A 20,924-nucleotide genomic window follows, 5' to 3' on the forward strand; every position below is an offset into this window, starting at 1 on the left:
TTCAGAGGCCGAGTTCGCGCCCGATGACGACGTGTTGGATCTCGCTCGTCCCCTCGCCGATCTCCATCAGCTTCGCGTCGCGGTAGAAGCGCTGCGGCGCGAAGTCGGTGGTGTAGCCGTAGCCGCCGAGCGTCTGGACCGCCTCCTCGGCCACCTCGCGGGCGGCCTCGCTGGCGTCGAGCTTGGCGAGCGCCGACTCGCGCGTGACCGACTCGCCGGCGTCGTACTTCGACGTGGCGCGGTGGGTCAGCAGGCGGGCGCGCTCGATCTGCCGGTGCATGTGGACCACCTTGTCGCGGACGGCGTCGAACTTCGATATCGGCTTGCCGAACTGCTCGCGCTCGCCCGCGTACCCCTTCGCGGCCTCGTAGGCGCCCTGCGCGAGCCCGACCGAGAGCGCGGCGATGGAGATCCGCCCGCCGTCGAGCGTCTTCATCGTCTGCGTCCAGCCGTCGCCCTCCTCGCCGAGCAGCCGGTCCGCCGGGATCCGTACGTCGTCGAAGGCTATCTCGCAGGTCGGCGAGCTGTTCAGGCCCATCTTGTCCCAGACGGTCGTCACCTCGAACCCGTCGTCGGCGTCGGGGTCGACGATGAACGTCGAGATGCCGTCGTACCCCGCCTCGGGGTCCGTCACCGCCTTCACGAGGATCGAGTCGGCGACGTTCGCGTTCGTGATGAACTGCTTGGTACCGTTCAGCACGTACTCGTCCGCGTCGGCGTCGTACTCGGCGGTCGTGTCCATGTCGGAGGCATCCGAGCCGCTGCCGGGCTCGGTGAGCGCCCACGCGCCGAGCCCCTCCCCCTCCGCGAGCGGGCGGAGCCACCGCTCCTTCTGTTCGTCGGTCCCGAACAGGTCGATCGGCTTCGCGCCCAGCGAGGTGTGGGCCGCGTACGAGAGCCCGATCCCGCCGGAGACGCGGCCGAGCTCCTCCGTGACCAGCGCGTACATCAGCTGATCGCCGCCGAGACCGCCGTACTCCTCCGAGACCGGGACGCCCATCATGTCCAGGTCCGCGAGCGACTCGAACACCTCCTCGGGGAAGCGGTGTTCGTCCTCGATCTCCTGTGCGATGGGCGCGATCTCCTCCTCGCAGAACTCCCGGACGGTGTCGCGTATCATCCGGTGCTCGCCGGGTACCTCGAAGTCCATGGGCAAGGATTGCGACCCGCGGACATAAACGATGCGAACGACCGTGATAAACCGCGGCGCCGGACGGTCCGCGAGCCGACGACTTATGACGCGTCGCCGCGTTCCGACGGTATGGAGTTTCGGCAGCTCGTCCGCGGTCGCGTCGACTGGCCCGACATCGAGCGGGTCGCGCGCGAGCTGGCGGCCCGGTACGACCGCGACGAGATGCGGGTGCGCTTCCTCGACGCCGACAACTGGCTGTCGACGCCGATGGTCGTCGACGAGGACCTCTTCGTGAAGGTGATCACGCGACAGAACACGCTCGTCCACGCGCTGTTCACCACCGGGCGGAACCTCGGCGCGTTCTCGGCCGGCACGGAGGGCTTTTTCGAGCGCCACGAGACGCCCTACGAGATGGCGCGCCACGAGCTGGAGGCGACCCGGCGCGTCCGCGAGCTCGGCGTCAACGCGCCCGAGCCGGTCGAGGCGTCCGAGGTCGGCGACCTCGGCGTGCTCGTGTTGGAGTACCTGCCCGAGTTCCGCACCTTAGGCGAACTCGACGCGGCGGCCGTCGCCGAGCTCGCCCCCGAGCTGTTCGAGACGCTCCGGACCATCCACGACGCCGGCCTCGCGCACGGCGACCTCCGCGCCGAGAACGTCCTCGTCGCCGACGGCGAGCTCCACGTCATCGACGCGACCCGCGTGAGCGAGGACGGCCGCGAGGCGGCGCGCGCCTACGACCTCGCGAGCGCGCTGGCGGCGCTGGAGCCGCTGGTCGGCGCCGCCGAGACGGTCTCGGCCGCGCTGACGAGCTACTCGACGGACGAGCTCCTCGCGGCGCGGCGGTTCCTCGACTTCGTCGCGATCCGGCCGGACCACGACTTCGACGCAGCGGAGCTGACCGGCGAACTCGAAAAGCGGACGACGTGACCCGGAGCCGCGCGACCGGACCGCGGGGGATCACCCCCCGAGGTACAGCTGCGAGACCTCGTCGTCGTTCAACAGCTCCTCGGGCGTCCCCTCGAACCGGACCGTTCCCTGGTCGAGGACGTAGCCGCGGTCGGAGATGCCGAGCCCCTTCGTCACGTTCTGCTCGACCATCAGGATCGCCGTGTTCATGTCGTTGACCTCTTGGACGTCCGCAAACACGTCGTCGGCGGTGTTCGGTGCGAGGCCGGCCGACGGCTCGTCGATGAGGAGCACGTCGGGCTCCATCACGAGGGCCCGCGCGAACGCGAGCACTTGGCGCTGGCCGCCGGAGAGCGTCTTGGCCTTCGCGGTCCGCTTCTCCTCGATGATCGGGAACCGGTCGTACAGCGTCTCGATGACCGCGTCGAGGCCGCCGTCGCGGGCGACCCCGCCCATCCGGAGGTTCTCGTCTATCGTCAGCGAGCCGAACACGTTGTCGGTCTGCGGCACGTAGCCGATCCCCTCGCGGACGATCTCTTCGGGCGCCATGCCGCCGATCTCGCGACCGTGGTACTCGACGGTCCCCGTCCACGGCGTCAGCATGCCGAACGCCGTCTTGAGCACCGTCGACTTCCCGGCCCCGTTAGGGCCGACGAGACAGACGATCTCGCCCGGGTCGAGCCGGACCGAGCAGTCGTCGAGCACCTGTACCTCCCCGTACCCGCTGTCGATGCCCGACAGCGCGAGCACCGGGTCGGTCCCGGCGGCCGAGCCCGCCTCAGAAGCGTCGCTCACGCGCCACCCCCGAGGTACGCGTCGATGACGCGGTCGTCGCTCCGGACCTCCTCGGGCGTCCCCTCGGTCAGCACGTGCCCCTGGTCTAAGACGACGATCGGATCGGCGAGGTCCATCACGAACTCCATGTCGTGCTCGATGAGCAGGAACGTCGTCCCCTGGTCGTTGAGCCGCCGTATCTGTCGCTTCAGCTTCTTCGCGAGCGTCGGGTTCACCCCCGCCACCGGCTCGTCGAGCAGGAGGACCTCCGGCTCGGCGAGCATCGCCCGCGCGAGTTCGACGAGCTTCATCTGCCCGCCGGAGATGTCCGTCGCGGGCTGCGCGGCGAGGTGGTCGATCTCGAAGTCCGCCAGTATCCGCTCGGCCTCGGCGAGGTTCGCCGACTCGCTGTCGGCGACCGTCCCCGGCGACGCGAACAGCGTCAGGAACGACTCGCCGGGCTGCTTCCGCGGCCCGACCAGCATCGCCTCGCGGACCGTCATCCCCTCCAGCTTGCGCGGCGTCTGGAACGTCCGGACGAGCCCGTGGTCGGCGACCTGATACGGCTCCATGCCGGTCACGTCGGTCCCGTTGACCTCCACCGTCCCGCCGTCCGGCTCGTAGAAGCCGGAGATGAGGTTGAACAGCGTCGACTTGCCGGCGCCGTTCGGCCCGATGAGCCCGGTGATCGTGCCGCGCTCGACGGCGAACGTCGCGTGGTCGGTCGCCGCGAGCCCGCCGAACGACTTCTGGAGGTCGTCGACGCGCAACACGGCGTCCTGCTTGGGGAGCGCGCCCTCACTCACCGTCACCACCTCCCTTGCGCTCGCGGACGCCGCTGTCCGGCCGCTCGGGGCGTCCGCCCCCGTCGACCGCGCTCGGCCAGATCAGCTCCCGCTGCGGCGGGAGGACCCCCTGCGGCCGGTAGCGCATGACGGCGATGATCACGACGCCGATGAGCAGCAGCCGCAGCGGCGCGGGGTCGACCGGCAGCGCCACGTCGTTGAGGAACCGTGTCCCCTCGCGGATCGCGACGATCACGATCCCGCCGAACAGCGCGCCCCGGTTGGAGCCGCTGCCGCCCAAGATTACGGCGACCCAGGCGTAGAACGTCGTGATCGGGTCGAGGTCGCCCGGTCCGACGTAGAGGTTCAGGTGCGTGTAGAACACGCCCGCCAGCGCCATGATCAGGCTCCCGAGGACGAACGACTGCATCTTGAACGAGTAGGTGTTCTTCCCCAGCGCCCGCGCGAGGTCCTCGTCGGAGCGGATCGTCCGCAGGACTCGGCCCCACGGCGATCGGTGCGCGCGCCGGAGGACGAAGTAGGTCGCCCCCGCGAACGCGAGCACCAGCAGGACGTTCAGCGAGGCCTGCCAGAACGCGGTCTCCAAGAACACCGGCGACCCCGGCACGACCTCCAGCCGGAGCCCGGGCATCGCCTCCGGGAACGTCGACAGCACCGGCCAGCCGGCGAAGAACCCGGGAATACCCCGGACCCCCGCGCTGCCGTTCGTCAGCCAGCGCTCGTTGAGGACGACGAGCCGGATGACCTCCGCGAGCCCCAGCGACGCGATGGCGAGGTAGTCGGCCCGCAGCCGCAGCGTCGGGATCCCGATGAGGAGCGCCAGCACGAGCGCGACGAACAGGGCGACGGCGAGGCCGACGAGCGGGCTGAGCCCGCCCGCGATCGGCGAGCCTTCGGCGGTCATCAGCGCGGAGCCGTACGCGCCGATCCCGAAGAACGCGGCGACGCTGAAGTTGATCAGCCCGGTGTATCCCCACTGCGCGTTCACCCCGAAGGACAGCAGCGCGTACATGCCTGCGAGCCCGACGAGGAAGAGGAAGTACGTCGGCCCGAGCCCCCCCGTCAGCAGCGCGGCCAGCAGGAACAGCGCGAACGCGGCGCTGACGCCGAGGACCCACCGCTCCGGGTGACTCAGGTCTGTCACCGCCGCCTTCGCGTCGTCGAGTCGGCTCATGTCGCCCCCTCGCCGGCGATCCCGTTGGGGCGAACCAACAGCACCGCGACCATGATCACGAACGCGATCGCGTTCGCGTACTCGATGCTGACCAGGCTCTCGAGGAGGCGCGCGAGCCACCCCGGCCAGATCGGGAGCGCTTCGACCACGTCGGAGAAGAACGGTGTGAGCTGGTTGATCATGCCGATGAGGAAGCCGCCCGCCATCGCGCCGTAGACGGAGCCGATCCCGCCGAGGATCACCGCCGCGAAGATCACGAGGAGGAGATTGAACCCCATCCGCGGCGAGAGCTGGTTGAACAGCCCGAGGAACACGCCGCCGGCGCCGGCGAGCCCGGCGCCGATGACCCACGTCCAGAGTTTGACCCGCTTCGTCCGGATCCCGCTGACCCGCGCGAGGTCGGGGTTGTCGGCCATCGCGCGCATCTTCCGGCCGAGGTCGGTGTACTGGAGCAGCACGTGGAGCCCGACGACGAGGATCACGGCCGAGACGACGATCGCCACGTCGTGGAGCGTCACCCGGATCCCGAGGGGGACGAGCGACTCGATCGGCCGCAGCGGTTGGATGTCGAACCGCGTGAAGTCGGAGCCGAACCGGATCTGGATCAGCGCGCGGTAGACGAAGGCGATCCCGATGGAGGTGATAAGCAGGCCGATCGAGTCGATCTCCAGCGGCTCGTAGATCAGTCGCTCGGTGACGACCGCGACGACCGCCGCGGCGACGATGCCGACGACTAAGGCGACGAAGAACCCGAACGGCAGTCCGAGCACCGCGCCGCCGAGCCCGCCGATCGCGCCGAACGTCACGAGCGCGGTGTACGCGCCGATCGTCATCGTGTCGCCGTGCGCGAAGTTCGCGAAGTCCGCGATGCTGTACACGAGCGACAGCCCGATGCTCCCGAGGACGATGATGCTGCTGAAGACCAGCCCGTTGGCCAGGTATCCGAGGACGGTCATCGGTCGGAGTCAGCCTTCGACGAAGTCGATGCCTTCGTACTCGTGGTTCTGGACCTCCAAGACCTGGAGGAACCCGACCGGGTCCCCGGCCTCGTTGAAGTCGATGGGCCCGCTGACCCCCTGGTAGTCCACGTCGTCGGGACCGCCGCCGTCCGCGAGGATCTCGCTGGCGGCCTCGAACGAGGTCACCTGCTCGCCCTCGGGGCCGGAGACGCGCCGGACGGTATCCTGAAGCGCCGCGCCGCTGAACTCGTCGGCGGCCTGGATCGCCAAGGCGGCGTTGATGACGCAGTCGTACGCGTACGCGGCCCACGAGGTGGGCTGCCGGTCGTACGCCGACTCGAAGGCGTCCGCGAACGACTGGTAGTTCTCCTCCTCGACGGGCGCGGAGGGGACGACGATCTTCATGCCGTCGATGCTCCCCTCAGGGGTGTTCTCCAAGACGTTGTCGCCGGAGACGGAATCGGCGCCGTAGAACTGCGCCTCGTAGCCCGACGAGAACACCTCGTTGACCATCGTGGCGAACTCGGCCTGGTAGGTGACGAACAGCCACGCGTCCGCGCCGGAGCCGTTCATCTCGGAGACGACGCCGGAGTAGGACTGCTGGTCCTGGTCGTGGGGCGTGTTGTACACCACGTCGCCGTCGTAGGCCTCGACGAACGCGTCGGTGAGGCTCTGCCCGTAGTCGTTGTTGACGTAGGTGATCGCCACTTCGTCGTAGCCGTCGTCGGCGATGATGTTCGAGAGCGCGAGCGACTGGCTGCGGCCGGACGGCGACATCCGGAGCAGCCCCGGGAAGTCGGTGAGGTTGAGCCCGGTGGAGTTCTGGCTCAGCTGGACCACGTCGGTCCCCTCGACGACGCTCTCGTAGATAGCGAGCGAGACGCCGGAGCCGACCGCGCCGATGAGGAACGGGACGCCGTCCTGGTTGACGAGCTTCTGCGCGGCGGCGATGCCGCCCTGGTTCTCGCTCTCGGAGTCCTCGGTGATCAGTGCGAGGTCGCGGCCGTTGATGCCGACGTCGTTGACGCGCGACAGCGCGAGCTCGACGCCGCGTTGGTTCCGCTCGCCGAACGCCGACAGCGACCCGGTCAGCGAGTCGACCATCCCGATTTCGTACGGGCCGGTCGAGCCGCCGCCGTCGCTCCCGTCGCCGCCGTCGCCCCCGTCACTTCCGTCGCTGCCGTCGCCCCCGTCGCTCCCGTCGCTGCCGTCGCCCCCGTCGCTCCCGTCACCGCCGTCGTCCGTCGTGCTCAGGCAGCCGGACAGGGCGATCAGCCCCGCACCGCCGGTCAGTTTCAGCAGGGTACGCCGGTCCGCCACGTCCGTGGTATCTCGTGACATATGTATCCGGTAGTTCCGAGCACATCCGGGTATCTCAACCCCGGCCCGTCCATGGTCGGGACGAGCGGTTCGGCCCGCCGAATTCGTACGTACGGGCAGCGTCGAGTATTTATACAACTCATATACGTTCGCAAGAATTGGTCGGGTGGCAGTATATACCGGCCCGGGGTCGCGGTGTACACATGCTACCGCCCATCGCGAGCAATTTCGTCGCCGGGGAGACGCCCGAGGCGGCGCTCGCCCACGTCGAGGGGCTGAACGACCGCGGCGTGGCCGGCATCCTGAACCTGCTCGGCGAGCACTACGAGGAGCGGCCGCCCGCCGACGAGGACGCGGACGCTTACGTCGACCTCGTCGGATCGATCGCGGACCGCGATGTCGACGCCTGCGTCTCGGTGAAGTCGAGTCAGATCGGCCTCGACGTCGGCGACAGCGTCTTCCGCGAGAACCTCGCGCGGATCGTCGCGGCGGCCAACGAGGGGGCCGAGGGGGACGGGACGTTCGTCTGGATCGACATGGAGGACCACGAGACCACCGACGTGACGCTCGACGCCTTCGAGCGACACGCGCGCGAGACCGGCGGCAACGTCGGCGTCTGCGTCCAGGCGAACCTGAAGCGGACCCGGGGCGACCTCGAACGGCTCGCGGCGCTGCCGGGCAAGGTCCGGCTGGTCAAGGGCGCCTACGACGAGCCCGCCGACATCTCTTACAAGAAGAAGGCGCGCGTCGACGAGTCGTACCGCGACTGCCTCGCGTACATGTTCGAGGCGTTCGACGACGGGGTCGCGGTCGGGAGCCACGACCCGGCGATGATCGAGCACGCGGCCGAGCTCCACGCCGAACACGGGACCCCCTACGAGGTCCAGATGCTGACCGGCGTCCGCGAGTCGGCGCAATTCGACCTCGCGGCGGACGGGGTGACCGTGTACCAGTACATCCCGTACGGCAGCAAGTGGTTCTCGTACTTCTACCGGCGCGTCCGGGAGCGCAAGTCGAACGCGCTGTTCGCGCTGCGAGCCGTCGTCGGCCGCTGACCCGCGCCCCGGGTCACGGGTCCAGGAGCTTCGACTCCGCCTTCCGCAGGTGTTCGAGCAGCGTCGTCTTCGAGACGTCCATGTCGTCGGCGAGCTCCCGGGTCGACGCCTCGCGGGGCCACTCGTAGTAGCCGACCTCGCGCGCGTGCTCGTACACCGCTCGCTGGGTCGGGGTCAACGTGTCGAGCCGCTGCTCGCGGGGGGTCCGCCCCGCGTGCCCGGTCGACGACATCGACTCCACCGTCACCTCGGCGCCGGACGCCGCCTGGACCGCGTCGAGCGACTCGCGGATGTCCGTCCGCTCGCCGACGAAGCACACCTGCCACTCCTCTCGCCCGTCCTCGATCCGGACCGGCGCGCTGTGGACGAAGCCGTGTTCGAGCAGCGTGGGACACACCATGTCTGCGGGGTCGTACTCCAGGAAGAACTCGCGGACGACGTTCCCCGGGGCGTCCCGCGCGCGGCCGAACCGCTCCTGTAGCTCCAGGAGGTTGCCGGCGCGGTCGGAGTCGCGGATCGCGTCGAGGAGCGCCTCGACCTCGTCCGTGGTGTCCGCGAAGGCGGTGAACAGCCCGTTCACAGAGTCGGGCGCGTCGGCGTCGGTCCGCGGCGAGTTGTAGATGGCGTGCGCGAGCACCCCGCCGTCCGTCCTGCCCGTCGCCTCGATGGCCCAGCAGTTCGGATGCCACAGGTCGAGCGTCAGCCTGGTCCCGCCCCAGTCCTCCCGCCCCTCCGCGTCGGTCGTCGCCATTATCCGACACAGTTGGTAGCGCACCACAAAGACCCTGCCGCCCATGGTAGGGTGGGTTATTTGGACGTGCCGACGGTAACCGCCACACATGGCGCAGCCCTACCAGCACTACATCGACGGCGAGTGGGTCGACGGCGACGGGTCCGAGACCTTCGAGAGCGCGAACCCCGCGACGGGCGAGTCCTTAGGCGAGTTCCGACGCGGGACTCCCGAGGACGTCGAGCGCGCGGTCGACGCCGCGGACGCGGCGTTCGAGGAGTGGCGGGAGCTCTCGCGTATCCAGCGCGCGGAGTACCTGTGGGACGTCTACCACGAGCTCCGCGACCGGACGGACGAGCTCGGCGCGATCGTCTCGAAGGAGTGCGGCAAGGAGATCAGCGAGGGGAAAGCCGACGTGGTCGAGGCCGCGCACATGGTCGAGTGGGCCGCGGGCGACGCCCGCCACCCGAAGGGCGACATCGTCCCCTCGGAGATCCCCTCGAAGGACGCGTACATGCGCCGGAAGCCGCGCGGCGTCACCGGCTGTATCACGCCGTGGAACTTCCCGGTCGCGATCCCGTACTGGCACATGGCCATCGCGCTGGTCGAGGGGAACACCGTCGTGTTCAAGCCCGCCGAACAGACCCCGTGGTGCGCGCAGATCATCGCGGAGATGTTCGACGACGCCGGGATCCCGGACGGCGTGTTCAACATGGTCCAGGGGTTCGGCGACGCCGGTAACGCGATCGTCGAACACGAGGACGTCTCCACGGTGCTCTTCACCGGCTCCGCGGAGGTCGGCCACCACATCCAGGAGAAGCTCGGCGGCGTCCCCGGAAAGCGCGCGGCCTGCGAGATGGGCGGCAAGAACGCCGTCGTGGTCACCGAGGAGGCGGACCTCGACGTCGCGGTCCACTCCGCGGTGATGTCCTCGTTCAAGACGACGGGCCAGCGCTGCGTCTCCTCCGAGCGCCTGATCGTCCACACCGACGTGTACGACGAGTTCAAAGAGCGGTTCGTCGAGGTCGCGGAGTCGGTCGCGGTCGGCGACCCGCTCGACGAGGACACGTTCATGGGGCCGTTGATCGACCCGGAGCACTTGGAGAAGGTCACCGAGTACAACGAGCTCGCCCGCGACGAGGACGTGAACGTCCTCGTCGACCGGACGGAACTCGACGCCGACGAGGTCCCCGACGGCCACGCGGACGGCAACTGGATCGGCCCGTTCGTCTACGAGGCGGACCCCGACGCCGACCTGCGGTGTACCCACGAGGAGGTGTTCGGGCCCCACGTCGCCCTGCTGGAGTACGAGGGCGGCGTCGAGCGCGCCGTGGAGATCCAGAACGACGTGGACTACGGGCTGGCCGGCGCGATCATCTCCGAAGACTACCGACAGATCAACTACTACCGCGACCGGGCCGAGCTGGGGCTGGCGTACGGGAACCTCCCGTGTATCGGCGCCGAGGTCCAGCTCCCCTTCGGCGGCGTGAAGAAGTCCGGTAACGGCTACCCCTCCGCCCGCGAGGCCATCGAGGCCGTCACCGACCGCACCGCGTGGACCCTGAACAACTCGAAGGAGATCGAGATGGCGCAGGGGCTCTCCGCGGACATCAAGACGACCGACGACTGACGAGCCGCGATCGGTTCCGCGGCCTCGTCGCTCGCACCGTTCTCATTCCGTCACGTCGCGGACCGCCGCGACCGTCTCTTCGGGGGTCTTGGCCGCGGCGAGCGCGCCGCGGGGCGCCAGCCGCTCCCGCGGTCGCCCGACCGGCTGCGGCTCGGCGACCGTCTCGATCAGGTCGGCCGCCCGCAGGAGCCGCTTTATCCGCGTGAACGTCGAGGGGCTCCCGAGCCCCGCGTCCTCGCAGGCCCGCCGGAGGGTGCGGTCGAGGACGCCCTCTCGCGCGCCGACCGCGTAGGCGCGGACGCGGGCCGCTTCCGGGTCGGGACCGTCCGCGCTCGCGTCGCCCGAACCCCCCGGCGTGTCGCCCGCGCTGTCTACCGTATCGCCGGCGTCGTCCCCCGTGTCGCCCGCGCCGTCCGTCACGTCAAGCGCGCGGAGGACCGCCGCCGCGACCGACTCGTCGCACCGCGCGGCGATCCCCTCGTACACCCGCCGCCGACTGGGCGTCCGGAGCCCGTACGGCTCCGCCTCGGCGAACCGCGACCCGTACCGCTCGCGGAGCGAGGCGTCGTCGCCGACCGGGTACCACCCACCCGGTTCCGCGGCCGCCCCGGCGCGCTCGCTGCCGATCAGGGCGAATCCGGTCTCCTCGCCCGCCAGCACCGGGTTGGGCTGCGGCGCGTCGAGGACGCGGAGCTCGACGGCGTCGGCGTCGACGAGCGCCGCGAGCCGGCTCGCCGACCGGAACCCCGCCGTCGCGTCGTCGACCGCGCTCTCGCCCGCGAGCACCTTCAGCGTCGGGATCTCCGACGGGTCGGGGTCGTCCGCGCCCGTGTCGCCCGCGCCGCCCGACAGGTCCGCGACGCTCGGCTCGACGAGCGCCGGCGCGGCCTCGCGGTACCCCGCGACGACGGCGCGGAGCAGCCGCGGTCCCGGGTCGACGAGGACCGGGTCGGCGAACGCGCCGAGCCGGAGCGGCTCGGGGGTCGAGGGGAGCGCCGGGCCGGTCGGCATCAGGCCACCCTACGGCCGCGACGGATTAAGCGTGCGGGACGGAACGCTGGAGGCGGCGGCACCGGCCGGGGCGTCGGATCGCCGCGTGCCGGCTCGCGCGCCTTTTTCACTCCGCGCCCGGAACCGTCTCGCGTGCCACCGCTCGACCTGTCGATCGGGCTCGGAACGTCCGGGCTCGACGACCCCGAGACCTGTACCGACACCGTCGCCGCGGCGCTGGACGCCGGCTACCGCCACGTCGACACCGCGCAGATGTACGACAACGAGGCCGCGGTCGGCGCGGGGATCGCCGCGAGCGACGTCGACCGCGACGACGTGGTCGTCGCCACGAAGGTCCACCCCGAGAACCTCGCCCCCGACGACGTGCGGGAGACGGCGCGCGAGAGCCTCGACCGCCTCGGACCCGACCGCGTCGACCTCCTGTACGTCCACTGGCCGATCCGCGCGTACGACGCCGAGGCGACGCTGCCGGCGTTCGACGACCTCCGCGACGCCGGCGTGACCGACCACGTCGGCGTCTCGAACTTCACCCCCGACCTGCTGCGCGAGGCGCGCGAGATCCTCGACGCGCCGATCGCGGCCCACCAGGTCGAGTGCCACCCGCGGTTCCGCCAGCCGGAGCTGCGCGGGCTCGCGGCCGAGTTCGACCACCGCCTCGTCGGCTACTCCCCGCTCGGTCGGGGCGAGATCCTCGACAACCCGGAGGTCGCCGCGATCGCGGAGCGGAACGACTGCTCGCCCGCGGTCGTCGCGCTCGCGTGGGCGCTCGACCGCGGCGTCGCCCCGATCCCGAAGGCGCGCGGCGACCACGTGCGCGAGAACCTGCGCGCGCTCGACGTCGACCTGCCCGACGCCGACCTCGACGCCATCGACGCGCTTGACCCGGGCGATCGACGGATCGACCCGGACGACGCGGCGTGGAACCGCTGAGGCGGGCGGCCGAACCCCCGCCGCGGTCAGACGGCGTCGAGCCGCGCCCGTAACTCGGCGTCCGCGCGCTCGATCAGGGCGTCGACCGGCTCGTCGAGGTACGTCGCCCACTGGTCGACGAACCCCGACCGCCCGAGCACCCTGACGACCTCGTAGACGGGGCGGCGCCGCTCGAACCCCGCCGGGAGCCCCCCGGCCCGCTCGCGATACCCCTCGCGGAGGGCGGCGGCGAACCGCTCCGGGCCGGTCGAATCGAAGCCGTTGAGCAGTTGGTCCTCGGCGCGGACGAGGTCCCGCGCCGGGTCGCCCACGTGAGACAGCTCCCAGTCGATCGCCGCCACCGCGTCGGCGTCGACGAAGAGGTTCGGCTTCGTGACGTCGCCGTGGAGCAGCGCGGCCGGCGCCTCGTCGAGCGTCTCCCGGTTCGCGCGGACGCAGTCGATCACCGCGTCGTAGTGGCTCGCGAGCCGCTCGCTGGTGCCGATCTCGCGCGTCCGCTCGACCGTTGCGAGCAGCACGTCGGACCACGGCGCGAACGCTATCGAGAGCCCGGTCGGCCCGTCGGGTCCCGCGGACGTTTCTTTCTCCGCGGTCGCCGCGCGCTCCGCCGCGCTCCCGCGCTCCGTCCCCGCGCCGACGATCTCCCCGTGGTCCGGGAACCGGTCGGCGTGGAGCGCGGCGAGCGCGGCCCCGACGCGGCGGAGCAGTCGCTCGCGCTCGTCGCCGCTCGCCGCCTCGTAGGCGTCCAACAGCCCGCGACCGGGCGCCGGCGCCGTCGCGAGGTACGCCGGGTTGCCGTCGGGCTCGGCCGCCAGCACCTCGGGAACCGCGAGTGGCCCGTGTTCGGCGACGTAGCGGAGCACGGCGCGCTCGCGGGCGAGTCGGCGGCTCTCGTCGGCCAGCGCGACCTTGAGGAACGCCCGGCCGCCGTCGGCGAAGACGACGCCAACCGTCTCGTTGGCGCCGTTCCACGAGGGGCCGACGCCCGTCAATCGGTCCACGGCCCGGTCCGGAAACGCCGCCGCGAGTGCCCGTTCGATCGGCTCTGACCCGGCACCGTTCATACTCTTTTTCCGTGCGGGGGCGTGTTAATATTTTTGTCAGGACGGCATTTGCCGTGGTGCGTGAGCGCTCGGAATACGTTTCAGAATCCTGTTACCGCGTGATTATCGACACGCTCATACGTGTTGGCGAACCAGAATAAGCTCGTGAAAGACGGGGTTTCGGGCGAGCGCATCGGGTTCGAGGTCGACGGGACGACGCTCACGGTCCGCGACGTGATCGAGGGCGAAGAGATGGAGTTCCGCGCCGACCGCGAGCCGGAGCTCTCGCCGGCGCTCCCGGCCCTGTTCCCCTCCCCGGTCGACAACGCCGTCAGCTTCGAGGCGACGTCGCTCGCCGTCCCGGCGTACACGTCGATCGTCGTTCGCGACGCCGAGGGCGAGTTCGTCGAGCGCCCGAACGATCCAACGGAATTCCCGCGGGGATCGTACTGTGTCGAGACCACGGGCGCAGTGAAGTCGACCCTCAGATTTGAAGACGCGGAGGTGTCGGTCAGCGGCGTCGAGGGACCGGAATCGGTCGAGATATCGCTGGACCGTCCCGCGACCGTCTCCCTCGGCGTCCGCTCGCTCCATACCCGGCCGGAGGCGACGATCACCGTCCCGGACGACCCGGAAGCCCTCGCGGAGGCGGTGTCGGTGCTGGGATCGTCCATCAGGGAGTTTTCCGCGGAGCGGTCCTGGCCGACGCTTCGGGGGTACCCGCCCCGCATCCACCGAGGGGAGTCGCTCGAAATCCCGAGCCCGCTGACCGTCCCGGACACGGGCGTCGAGGTGGTCGTCCGACCGACGTACGCCGACGTGTACCGCCTCTCGACGCTCGCCTACTACCTCGGGGCCCGGATGACGATCGGCGAGGCGCCGGCCGTCCGGCTCGACAACGGGTACACGGAGCGGCTTCCCACCGACGGCCACCGGCTCGAAGAGCGGGCAGCGGACCTGCTTCGCACGTGGTTCTTCCTCGACACGCTCGTGCGGACCGACGGCTACACGATCTCCGACAGGGCGGAGTACGACCTGGTCGGCCCGCAACTGCCGTTTTACCCGCCGAACCTAGCCGATCTCCCGCTGAGCGAACGGCTGATAGAGTTCCTCGAGGTCGACGCGGAAACCGTTGAGCCGTACGCTCCCGAGTGGGCGGCGGAAGCGGTGCTTCGTCCCGGCCCCGAAGGGGCCGAGCTCCTGCCGCACCTGGCCAACATTCTCGCGCCGATTCGAGTCCGTGGCTCCGCCGAGGGGGTTCGCTCGGGAGATCCGGTCGGAGTCACGACGGCGGACTGGCCGACCGGCAGCCGATCGCTCTCCTCCTGCGAGGGCGACTCGGTTCCCGTCCCGGACTCGATACCGGAGTGGACCGCCGCGGCGCTCCCGGCGGCGTACGAACACGAGCTTCGGCGGACGCCCCCGGACGCCGGAGGCGCGAACGTCACCCTCCTCGTTCGGTCCGAAGAGCGAGCGCGGCGACTGCGCGAGGCGCTCACGAGCCCGTCGACGCCGGCCGGCGTCGGGTCGCTCTCGATTCTCGAAACGCCGACGACGGACTCAGTCGCGGACGCGCTGTCGGACCCGTCGATCGACCTGTTGTACTCCGATCTCTCCGTTCGCGAAGGCCTGCCGGTCGCGGACGACCTCCCTCGTTACCCGGCGGCCGACGACCGATCGGCTCCGGCCGTCAGCGTCTTCGAGGGAAGCTCACGTCCCGCCGTCGCCGTCGACACGGTCCGCCGCGGCGGCACCGGGGCCGCGGTGATCGACGGTCACATCCCGGCGGACCAGATTCGAACCGCGATCGAACTGCTCGCCGCGGAAGGCCTCCCGCTCGACACGGCCCTCGCGACGCTACGGCTTCCCAGTCACCCCCCGGTCCGCTTCGCGGGCAACTGCTCGACCAACGTGATGCCTCCGAACCCTCCGACGCCGAGGCTCATCTCCGTCGAGTCGGTCTCGGAGTCGCAACACCGAGTCACCTGGCGAACGGTGCTTTCCCCGGCTTCGTGGCTCGGGGCGGAGTATCAGATCGTCTACGACTGTTTCGACGAGAAGACCCGGCTCGTGGGACGCGACCCGACGGAGCGGCCGATTCTCTCCTCGGAAGTGGTGGCAGACTGGTCGACCGAGCCCGACACCACGCTGTTCCTCAACGGTCAGTTCGTGCCCCCGACAGTCGATCTCACCGTCGAGGACGTCGAAGCATCGGCTCGGAAGGCGCTCGCGACCGACGAGTCCGGCGCCGGCGATCCGACCGAACTCCGCAGCGAGTCCGAGTGACGCGACTGACGCTGCGCCGAGCGCCGCGAACCGAGTCCGCCTCGGCGACGCCGTCGCGGATCACGCCCGGCGACATTTTTTATCCCTCGGCCGACCAATCTCCGTGTATGCCCCAGATCCACCTCGACGAGGAGACGGTCGAGCGGCTCGACGCGCTCCGGGTCGACGACGAGGAGTACGACGAGGTCGTGAGCGAACTGATCAACATCTACGAGGCGGAGGAGCTGACGCTGTTCCGCGGCAGCGACCTGAAGTAAGTCCGGCGTCGCCCCCGCGTCCCGGGCCGCCCCGCTACTCCTGATACGCGACGCGGACCTGTTCCCACTTGCCGACCTCCTCTAGGTGCGCCTGTAGCTCGTCGGCGTACTCCTGGACGAGCCGCTCGGCGGCCTCCAGTTCCTCGTCGGACGGCCCGCCGCCGCCACCGCCGAGCCCGAGCGCGCCCTTGATCGAGTCCACGACGCCGCCGCCGCCGGAGCCGCCCGAGTCGCCCCCGGGGGCGCCGCCCATCCCCGCCATCTGCGACCGGAGGTTCTCCAGTTCGGGCATGATCGCTGGCAGGCTCGACGTGTCCGCGACGACGCGGGCGGCCTCCGGATCGTCGGCGTTCTTTATCTCGAACTCCGTGGCCGTCATGATCAGTCCCCACTCCTGGCTGGAGAAGCGCGACGCCGCGACGCGCTCGTTGAACTGGTTGTCGACGGTCATCCGCTCGCCGACGATGGCGTCGGTCCACTCGCTCATACCCCTCCGTTCGCCGGTCGCGGTGAAAAGTCCGTCCCCCCGCGGCGAGCGCCGGGTCCGCCCCCGTCCCGCTACCGCCGCAGGTCGTCGAACGCGCCCCCGGCGAGACCGGGACCCGTCGGGACCGCGATCCGGCCGCCCTCGACCGGACAGGGGTCCGGCGCCAGGTCACCGTCGAGCAGCGACGCGGTCGCGAGGCCGCAGGGCGACACGTCTGGGACCGCGGCCGCGACGTGGACGGCGGCCGTCCGGGCGACCACCGCGTCGATCGTGGTGGTGACGACCGGGTCGACGCCGGACTCTCGCGCCCGCATCGCGGCCGCGAGCGCGCGATCCGGCCCGCCGAGCGCCATCGGCTTGAGCACGACCGCGTCGGCCGCGCCCGCGTCGAGCACCGCGCCGATCCCGCGGGCCGCGACCGACTCGTCGGCGGCGATCGGGGCGCCGCCGCCGTCGTCTCTCCCGTCGTCGCCCTCGCCTCCGCCGTCGCTCCCGTCGCCGTCGGCCGGGTCGCCCCGGCGAAGCGCCGCCAGGCCGTCGAGGTCGTCCGCCGGGAGCGGCTGTTCGACGTACGCGAGGTCGAAGGCGGCCAGCGCGTCCAGCGCGCGGGACGCCGTCTCGCGGTCCCACGCGCCGTTCGCGTCGGCGCGGAGCGCGACCGCGTCGCCGACGGCCTCTCGGACGGCGCGGACGCGCTCGACGTCGGCGCCGACGCCGCGGGCGCCGACCTTCACCTTCAGGCAGTCGAACCCCGCCTCGACCGCGCGCCTCGCGTCGGCGGCGGTCTCCGCCGGAGAGCCGTCTCCGACGGTCGCGTTGACCGGGACCGCGTCCGCGGGGGCGACCCCGGCGCCGGCCGTGTCCGCGAGGTGAGCGGCGAGGCGCCGTCCGCGCTCGCGGGCCGCGGCGTCGGCGACCGCGAGGGAGACGCCGTGGCGCGCGGCCGGCGTCGACGCCGCGTCCAGCGCCTCCGCGGGCGAGTCGACTTCGCTCCGGTCGCCGAGGCCGTCGAGCGCGGCCTCGCAGGCCTCCCGCGACTCCGTCCAGCCCGGGAGCGGCGTCGCCTCGCCGAGGCCGGCCGCGCCGTCCTCTGCCGTCTCTCGTTCAACGGTGACCACGAACCCCTCCCGGCGGCCGATCTCCCCGCGGGCGGTGCCGAGCGGTCCGGTCAGGTCGAGCGCGAACGGCCGGTGTCGAACGGTCCGGGCCGGCTCCCCGCCGCGCGGGTCGTCGTCGGTCACACCGCCAGTCCGACCGCGAACGCGACGGCGTACGCGGCGAGCAGTTTGCCGGTCGATTCGAGCGCGGGGTTGAGGGCCTCGCCGGAGGTCTCGGTCAACACGGTCCGCGCGACGGTCGCCGCCAGCGGGAGCGTGACGAGCGGGAGCAGCGTCGCGAGGCCGTCCCCGCGCGCGACGAACCACAGCGGGGCGAGGTACGCGAGGGCGAGCATCGCGAGGTACTCGCCGCGGGCGAACCGGTAGCCGAAGCGGACGGCGAGCGTGCGCTTGCCGGTCGAGGCGTCCTCCTCGCGGTCGCGGAGGTTGTTGACGACGAGGATGTTCGTCGACAGCGCGGCGATCGGGAGGCTCGCGACCGCGGCCCCGACGGTGACGGCCTCACCGGGCACCCCGACCGGGAACCACCCGGCGAGGAGCGCCGCGGCCTGGACGTAGTACGTCCCCGTCACGGCGATCACGCCGAAGAAGACGAACACGAAGAGGTCGCCGAGCCCGTGGTAGCCGAGCGGGTACGGGCCGCCGGTGTACGCGATCCCGGCCGCGACGGAGGCGAGTCCGATCACGAGGATCGGGACGCCGCCGACGGCGACGAGGTAGGTGCCGACGCCGATGGCGGCCGCGAAGGTGAGCCACATCGCCCGCTTCACCTCGGCCGGTTCGATGAGGCCGCTGGCGACGACGCGGGTGAACCCCTCGCGGTCGTCGGTGTCGGCGCCCTGGATCGCGTCGTAGTAGTCGTTCGCGAAGTTCGTCCCGACCTGGATCAGCGCCGCGCCGACGAGCGCCGCCAGCGCGGGCAGCGGGGCGAACACCCCGTCCGCGAGCGCCAAGCCGACGCCGACGATCACCGGCGCGGCCGCGGCCGGGAGCGTCTGCGGCCGGGCGGCGATCAGCCACGCCCGCCGGCGGGTGACCTCGGTGCTCATTACCCTCGGTTGGTGCGTGGCGTCCCTTAAGCTTGCCATCGCGGATCGCCGCCGCGCCCCCGCGGCCGCTCGCGGCGAGCGATACCGAGTGGCACACACCTATGCTCCCCGAGCGCGACCGGGCGCCATGGCCCGCGTTCCCTACGCCGAGGCGTCGGACGTGCCGGACGAGCACGAGGACCTCCTGGAGTCGTCGCTTCAGGGAAAACCGCTCCGCGTGTACCAGTCGGTCGGCAACAACCCCGAGGTGTTGGCGGGGCTGCGGTCGTTCCTCGGGTCGCTGTGGACCGACAGCGGCCTCACGGAGCGGGAGCGCGAGCTCGTCATCCTGGCGGTCGCGAGCGAGGTCGGCAACCGCTACGAGTGGCACCAACACGTCAACATCGCCCGTGGGGCTGGGGTCGACGACGACGCGATCGCAGCGCTCGGGCGCGGTGACACCGGTCCCTTCGGCGACGGCGAGACGACCCTGATCGAGTACGCCCTCGCGGTCGTCCGCGGCGAGGTCGACGCGGTGGCGCACGACGAGGTCGCGGCGCTGTACGACGACGAGGCGATCGTCGGTATCGCCGCGACCGCGCGGGGGTACGACGCGCTCGGCGGGATGATCGACGCGTTCGACCTCGAACTGGAGCCCGGAACCGAGTTCCACGGGTGGGACCCCCGGTAACGACCGACAGGTTCGACAGGGTCCGGCCCGTATCGCGGGTATGACCGACACGGAGGCCGCGTCGGCGAACGGGATCGAGGCGCGGTACGAGGAGACGGACGGCGAACGACGGCTCACCTTCTCGCGGGACGGCCGCGAGGCGACCGTCGCGCAGAACGTCGAGGGGTACGCCATGCTGAAGGTCCGGCCCGGCCCCGACGGCGACGAGTTGGAGCGGTACTACGGGCTCGACATGGCGCTCGATCACGCCGCCGAACTCCTCGGCGTCGCCGTCCCCGACCTCCCGGTGCCGGACGCCGCCGCCGACATGGGGATGTAATCGCGGAGGAACTCGTTTCCTCAGTGGATGCTCTTCGCGGCCGAGACCGGACGCCGCGAGGACTCCGCAACATGATCCGGTACCCGGAACGCGAGCCGAACGCCTTCGAGCGGTCGAGCGACCGCGAGCGAACCGCGCGTCCGGGCGACAGCGCGAGCGACGCCGCGGTCTGTTCGCGTGTGAACCGTCGCCACTGATGAAAATAAATAACCATAGGGCATCATAGGCGTGGATGAATATTCTCAATAGCCATATCGGTTTATGAGCGGCACCGGTACGAGGAGTCACGATGGAGCGAAGACAGTTCTTGCGCGGTACCGGCGCGGCGATCGGCGGCTCGCTCGCCGCGGGCTGTGTCGGGGGCGGGAGCGGCTCGGGTACGGTGACGGTCGACTACGCGTACTACAACCCGGTCAGCCTCGTATTGCGCGAGAAGGGCTGGCTCGAGGCGACGTTCGCGGACACCGGCACCGACGTCGGGTGGGTGTTGAGCCTCGGCAGCAACCAGGCGAACGAGTACGCGCAGAGCGGCGAGGCCGACGTCTCCTCGACCGCCGGCATCGCGGCGCTGATGGCGCGCACGAACGGCGTGCCGATCACGACGCCGTACGTCTACTCGGAGCCGGAGTGGACGGCCCTCGTCACCTTCCGGGAGACCGGGATCGAGTCGGTCGCAGACCTGGAGGGGAAGCGGGTCGCCGCGACCCGCGGGACGGACCCGTACTTCTTCCTGCTCCAGGCGCTCGGTGACGCCGGGCTGAGCGAGGACGACGTCGAGGTCGTCAACCTCCAGCACCCGGAGGGGCAGTCCGCGCTGGTCCGGGGCGACGTGGACGCGTGGGCCGGGCTCGACCCGCACATGGCCGAGCTCGAGCTCGAACACGAGGGGGCCGAGCTGTTCTTCCGCGAGCCGCGGTACAACACCTACGGCTTCCTGAACTTCCTCGACGGGTTCCTCGCGGACCGCACGGAGCAGGCGCGCCGCGTCCTGGAAGCCTACGAGCGCGGCCGCCAGTGGGCGGTCGAGAACCCCGAGGCGACCGCGGGGATCCTCGCGGACGCCTCCGAGATGTCCGCGCCGGTCGCGGAGCGCGTGTTCACTCGGCGGACCGACCTCTCCGAGCCGATCCCGGGCGAACCGCACCGCGAACTGCTCTCTGACCTCTCGCCGGTCCTCGAACGCGAGGGGCTCGTGACCGACGACGCCGACCCGGCCGGGGCCGTCGACGAGCTGATCGACTCCGAGTTCGCGACCGAGGTCGCCTGAG

At 71.0% G+C, this 20,924-nt stretch carries 22 protein-coding genes; 10 read left to right on the forward strand and 12 right to left on the reverse strand.

What is annotated here, in order from left to right:
- Position 1 precedes the first annotated feature (1 nt).
- Complete coding sequence (locus EXE50_RS01275; RefSeq protein ID WP_137704138.1) at positions 2-1,150, reverse strand: acyl-CoA dehydrogenase family protein; 1,149 nt, start codon at positions 1,148-1,150, stop codon at positions 2-4.
- Between the two features lie 111 nt (positions 1,151-1,261).
- On the opposite strand from EXE50_RS01275, the gene EXE50_RS01280 reads away from it, so the two are divergent.
- On the forward strand, positions 1,262-2,059 hold the full coding sequence (locus tag EXE50_RS01280; RefSeq protein ID WP_137704139.1) for an RIO1 family regulatory kinase/ATPase: 798 nt from the start codon (positions 1,262-1,264) through the stop codon (positions 2,057-2,059).
- Between the two features lie 30 nt (positions 2,060-2,089).
- Here the strand turns inward: EXE50_RS01280 and EXE50_RS01285 are convergent, their stop codons facing one another.
- The 5 genes from EXE50_RS01285 to EXE50_RS01305 are packed head-to-tail and all read right to left on the reverse strand — an operon-like array spanning position 2,090 to position 7,092.
- The gene (locus tag EXE50_RS01285; protein WP_137704140.1) at positions 2,090-2,833 is read right to left on the reverse strand and encodes an ABC transporter ATP-binding protein; all 744 of its coding nucleotides are present in this window, start codon (positions 2,831-2,833) and stop codon (positions 2,090-2,092) included.
- A complete protein-coding gene (locus tag EXE50_RS01290; protein WP_137704141.1) occupies positions 2,830-3,618 on the reverse strand; it encodes an ABC transporter ATP-binding protein in 789 nt (262 codons plus the stop codon). Before EXE50_RS01290 ends, EXE50_RS01285 begins: the two co-directional genes overlap by 4 nt.
- On the reverse strand, positions 3,611-4,792 hold the full coding sequence (locus EXE50_RS01295) for a branched-chain amino acid ABC transporter permease (RefSeq protein WP_137704142.1): 1,182 nt from the start codon (positions 4,790-4,792) through the stop codon (positions 3,611-3,613). The genes EXE50_RS01290 and EXE50_RS01295 overlap by 8 nt, the downstream gene beginning before the upstream one ends.
- Positions 4,789-5,748: a branched-chain amino acid ABC transporter permease gene (locus EXE50_RS01300; RefSeq protein ID WP_137704143.1), complete on the reverse strand. Its 960-nt coding sequence runs from the start codon at positions 5,746-5,748 to the stop codon at positions 4,789-4,791. The genes EXE50_RS01295 and EXE50_RS01300 overlap by 4 nt, the downstream gene beginning before the upstream one ends.
- 9 nt (positions 5,749-5,757) lie before the next feature.
- Complete coding sequence (locus tag EXE50_RS01305; protein ID WP_137704144.1) at positions 5,758-7,092, reverse strand: ABC transporter substrate-binding protein; 1,335 nt, start codon at positions 7,090-7,092, stop codon at positions 5,758-5,760.
- A gap of 182 nt (positions 7,093-7,274) precedes the next feature.
- On the opposite strand from EXE50_RS01305, the gene EXE50_RS01310 reads away from it, so the two are divergent.
- Complete coding sequence (locus tag EXE50_RS01310) at positions 7,275-8,126, forward strand: proline dehydrogenase family protein (protein ID WP_137704145.1); 852 nt, start codon at positions 7,275-7,277, stop codon at positions 8,124-8,126.
- Positions 8,127-8,139: 13 nt separating this feature from the next.
- On the opposite strand, the gene EXE50_RS01315 is transcribed toward EXE50_RS01310, so the two are convergent.
- Entirely contained in the window at positions 8,140-8,877 is a 738-nt protein-coding gene (locus EXE50_RS01315; RefSeq protein WP_137704146.1) for a helix-turn-helix domain-containing protein, read from the reverse strand.
- 88 nt (positions 8,878-8,965) lie between these two features.
- Between EXE50_RS01315 and EXE50_RS01320 the strand changes: the two genes are divergently transcribed.
- Positions 8,966-10,486: an aldehyde dehydrogenase family protein gene (locus EXE50_RS01320; protein WP_137704147.1), complete on the forward strand. Its 1,521-nt coding sequence runs from the start codon at positions 8,966-8,968 to the stop codon at positions 10,484-10,486.
- A 42-nt stretch (positions 10,487-10,528) separates the two neighbouring features.
- Here EXE50_RS01320 and EXE50_RS01325 read toward each other — a convergent pair whose 3' ends face one another.
- Positions 10,529-11,497, reverse strand: a complete 969-nt coding sequence (locus tag EXE50_RS01325) for a DUF5821 family protein (RefSeq protein ID WP_137704148.1) — start codon at positions 11,495-11,497, stop codon at positions 10,529-10,531.
- 132 nt (positions 11,498-11,629) lie between these two features.
- Here EXE50_RS01325 and EXE50_RS01330 point away from each other — a divergent pair, with 132 nt between their 5' ends.
- Positions 11,630-12,427, forward strand: a complete 798-nt coding sequence (locus tag EXE50_RS01330) for an aldo/keto reductase (protein WP_137704149.1) — start codon at positions 11,630-11,632, stop codon at positions 12,425-12,427.
- Between the two features lie 26 nt (positions 12,428-12,453).
- Here EXE50_RS01330 and EXE50_RS01335 read toward each other — a convergent pair whose 3' ends face one another.
- Positions 12,454-13,491 carry a phosphotransferase family protein gene (locus EXE50_RS01335; RefSeq protein ID WP_137704150.1) on the reverse strand — a complete coding sequence of 346 codons (1,038 nt, stop codon included), beginning with the start codon at positions 13,489-13,491 and terminating at the stop codon, positions 12,454-12,456.
- Between the two features lie 144 nt (positions 13,492-13,635).
- On the opposite strand from EXE50_RS01335, the gene EXE50_RS01340 reads away from it, so the two are divergent.
- Both EXE50_RS01340 and EXE50_RS17290 read left to right on the forward strand, forming a co-directional pair.
- Positions 13,636-15,756, forward strand: a complete 2,121-nt coding sequence (locus EXE50_RS01340; protein ID WP_137704151.1) for a hypothetical protein — start codon at positions 13,636-13,638, stop codon at positions 15,754-15,756.
- Positions 15,757-15,863: 107 nt separating this feature from the next.
- A complete protein-coding gene (locus EXE50_RS17290; protein ID WP_199241412.1) occupies positions 15,864-16,013 on the forward strand; it encodes a hypothetical protein in 150 nt (49 codons plus the stop codon).
- A 34-nt stretch (positions 16,014-16,047) separates the two neighbouring features.
- On the opposite strand, the gene EXE50_RS01345 is transcribed toward EXE50_RS17290, so the two are convergent.
- The 3 genes from EXE50_RS01345 to EXE50_RS01355 form a co-directional block, all read right to left on the reverse strand.
- Positions 16,048-16,500 carry a DUF5799 family protein gene (locus tag EXE50_RS01345; protein ID WP_137704152.1) on the reverse strand — a complete coding sequence of 151 codons (453 nt, stop codon included), beginning with the start codon at positions 16,498-16,500 and terminating at the stop codon, positions 16,048-16,050.
- A gap of 71 nt (positions 16,501-16,571) precedes the next feature.
- Complete coding sequence (locus tag EXE50_RS01350; RefSeq protein ID WP_137704153.1) at positions 16,572-17,741, reverse strand: mandelate racemase/muconate lactonizing enzyme family protein; 1,170 nt, start codon at positions 17,739-17,741, stop codon at positions 16,572-16,574.
- The gene (locus tag EXE50_RS01355; RefSeq protein ID WP_053772174.1) at positions 17,738-18,667 is read right to left on the reverse strand and encodes a 1,4-dihydroxy-2-naphthoate polyprenyltransferase; all 930 of its coding nucleotides are present in this window, start codon (positions 18,665-18,667) and stop codon (positions 17,738-17,740) included. Before EXE50_RS01355 ends, EXE50_RS01350 begins: the two co-directional genes overlap by 4 nt.
- 127 nt (positions 18,668-18,794) lie before the next feature.
- Between EXE50_RS01355 and EXE50_RS01360 the strand changes: the two genes are divergently transcribed.
- The 4 genes from EXE50_RS01360 (at position 18,795) to EXE50_RS01370 (ending at position 20,923) form a co-directional block, all read left to right on the forward strand.
- Positions 18,795-19,337: a carboxymuconolactone decarboxylase family protein gene (locus EXE50_RS01360; RefSeq protein WP_053772173.1), complete on the forward strand. Its 543-nt coding sequence runs from the start codon at positions 18,795-18,797 to the stop codon at positions 19,335-19,337.
- 40 nt (positions 19,338-19,377) lie between these two features.
- Positions 19,378-19,656, forward strand: a complete 279-nt coding sequence (locus EXE50_RS01365; protein WP_053772172.1) for a hypothetical protein — start codon at positions 19,378-19,380, stop codon at positions 19,654-19,656.
- A 71-nt stretch (positions 19,657-19,727) separates the two neighbouring features.
- Positions 19,728-19,853, forward strand: coding sequence for a hypothetical protein (locus EXE50_RS17835; protein WP_255510278.1), 126 nt, complete (start codon positions 19,728-19,730; stop codon positions 19,851-19,853).
- Between the two features lie 92 nt (positions 19,854-19,945).
- Positions 19,946-20,923, forward strand: coding sequence for an aliphatic sulfonate ABC transporter substrate-binding protein (locus tag EXE50_RS01370; protein ID WP_137704154.1), 978 nt, complete (start codon positions 19,946-19,948; stop codon positions 20,921-20,923).
- Position 20,924: the final 1 nt, after the last annotated feature.

The sequence above is a fragment of the Halorubrum sp. ARQ200 genome (assembly GCF_005435115.1).
Taxonomy (GTDB): domain Archaea; phylum Halobacteriota; class Halobacteria; order Halobacteriales; family Haloferacaceae; genus Halorubrum; species Halorubrum tropicale.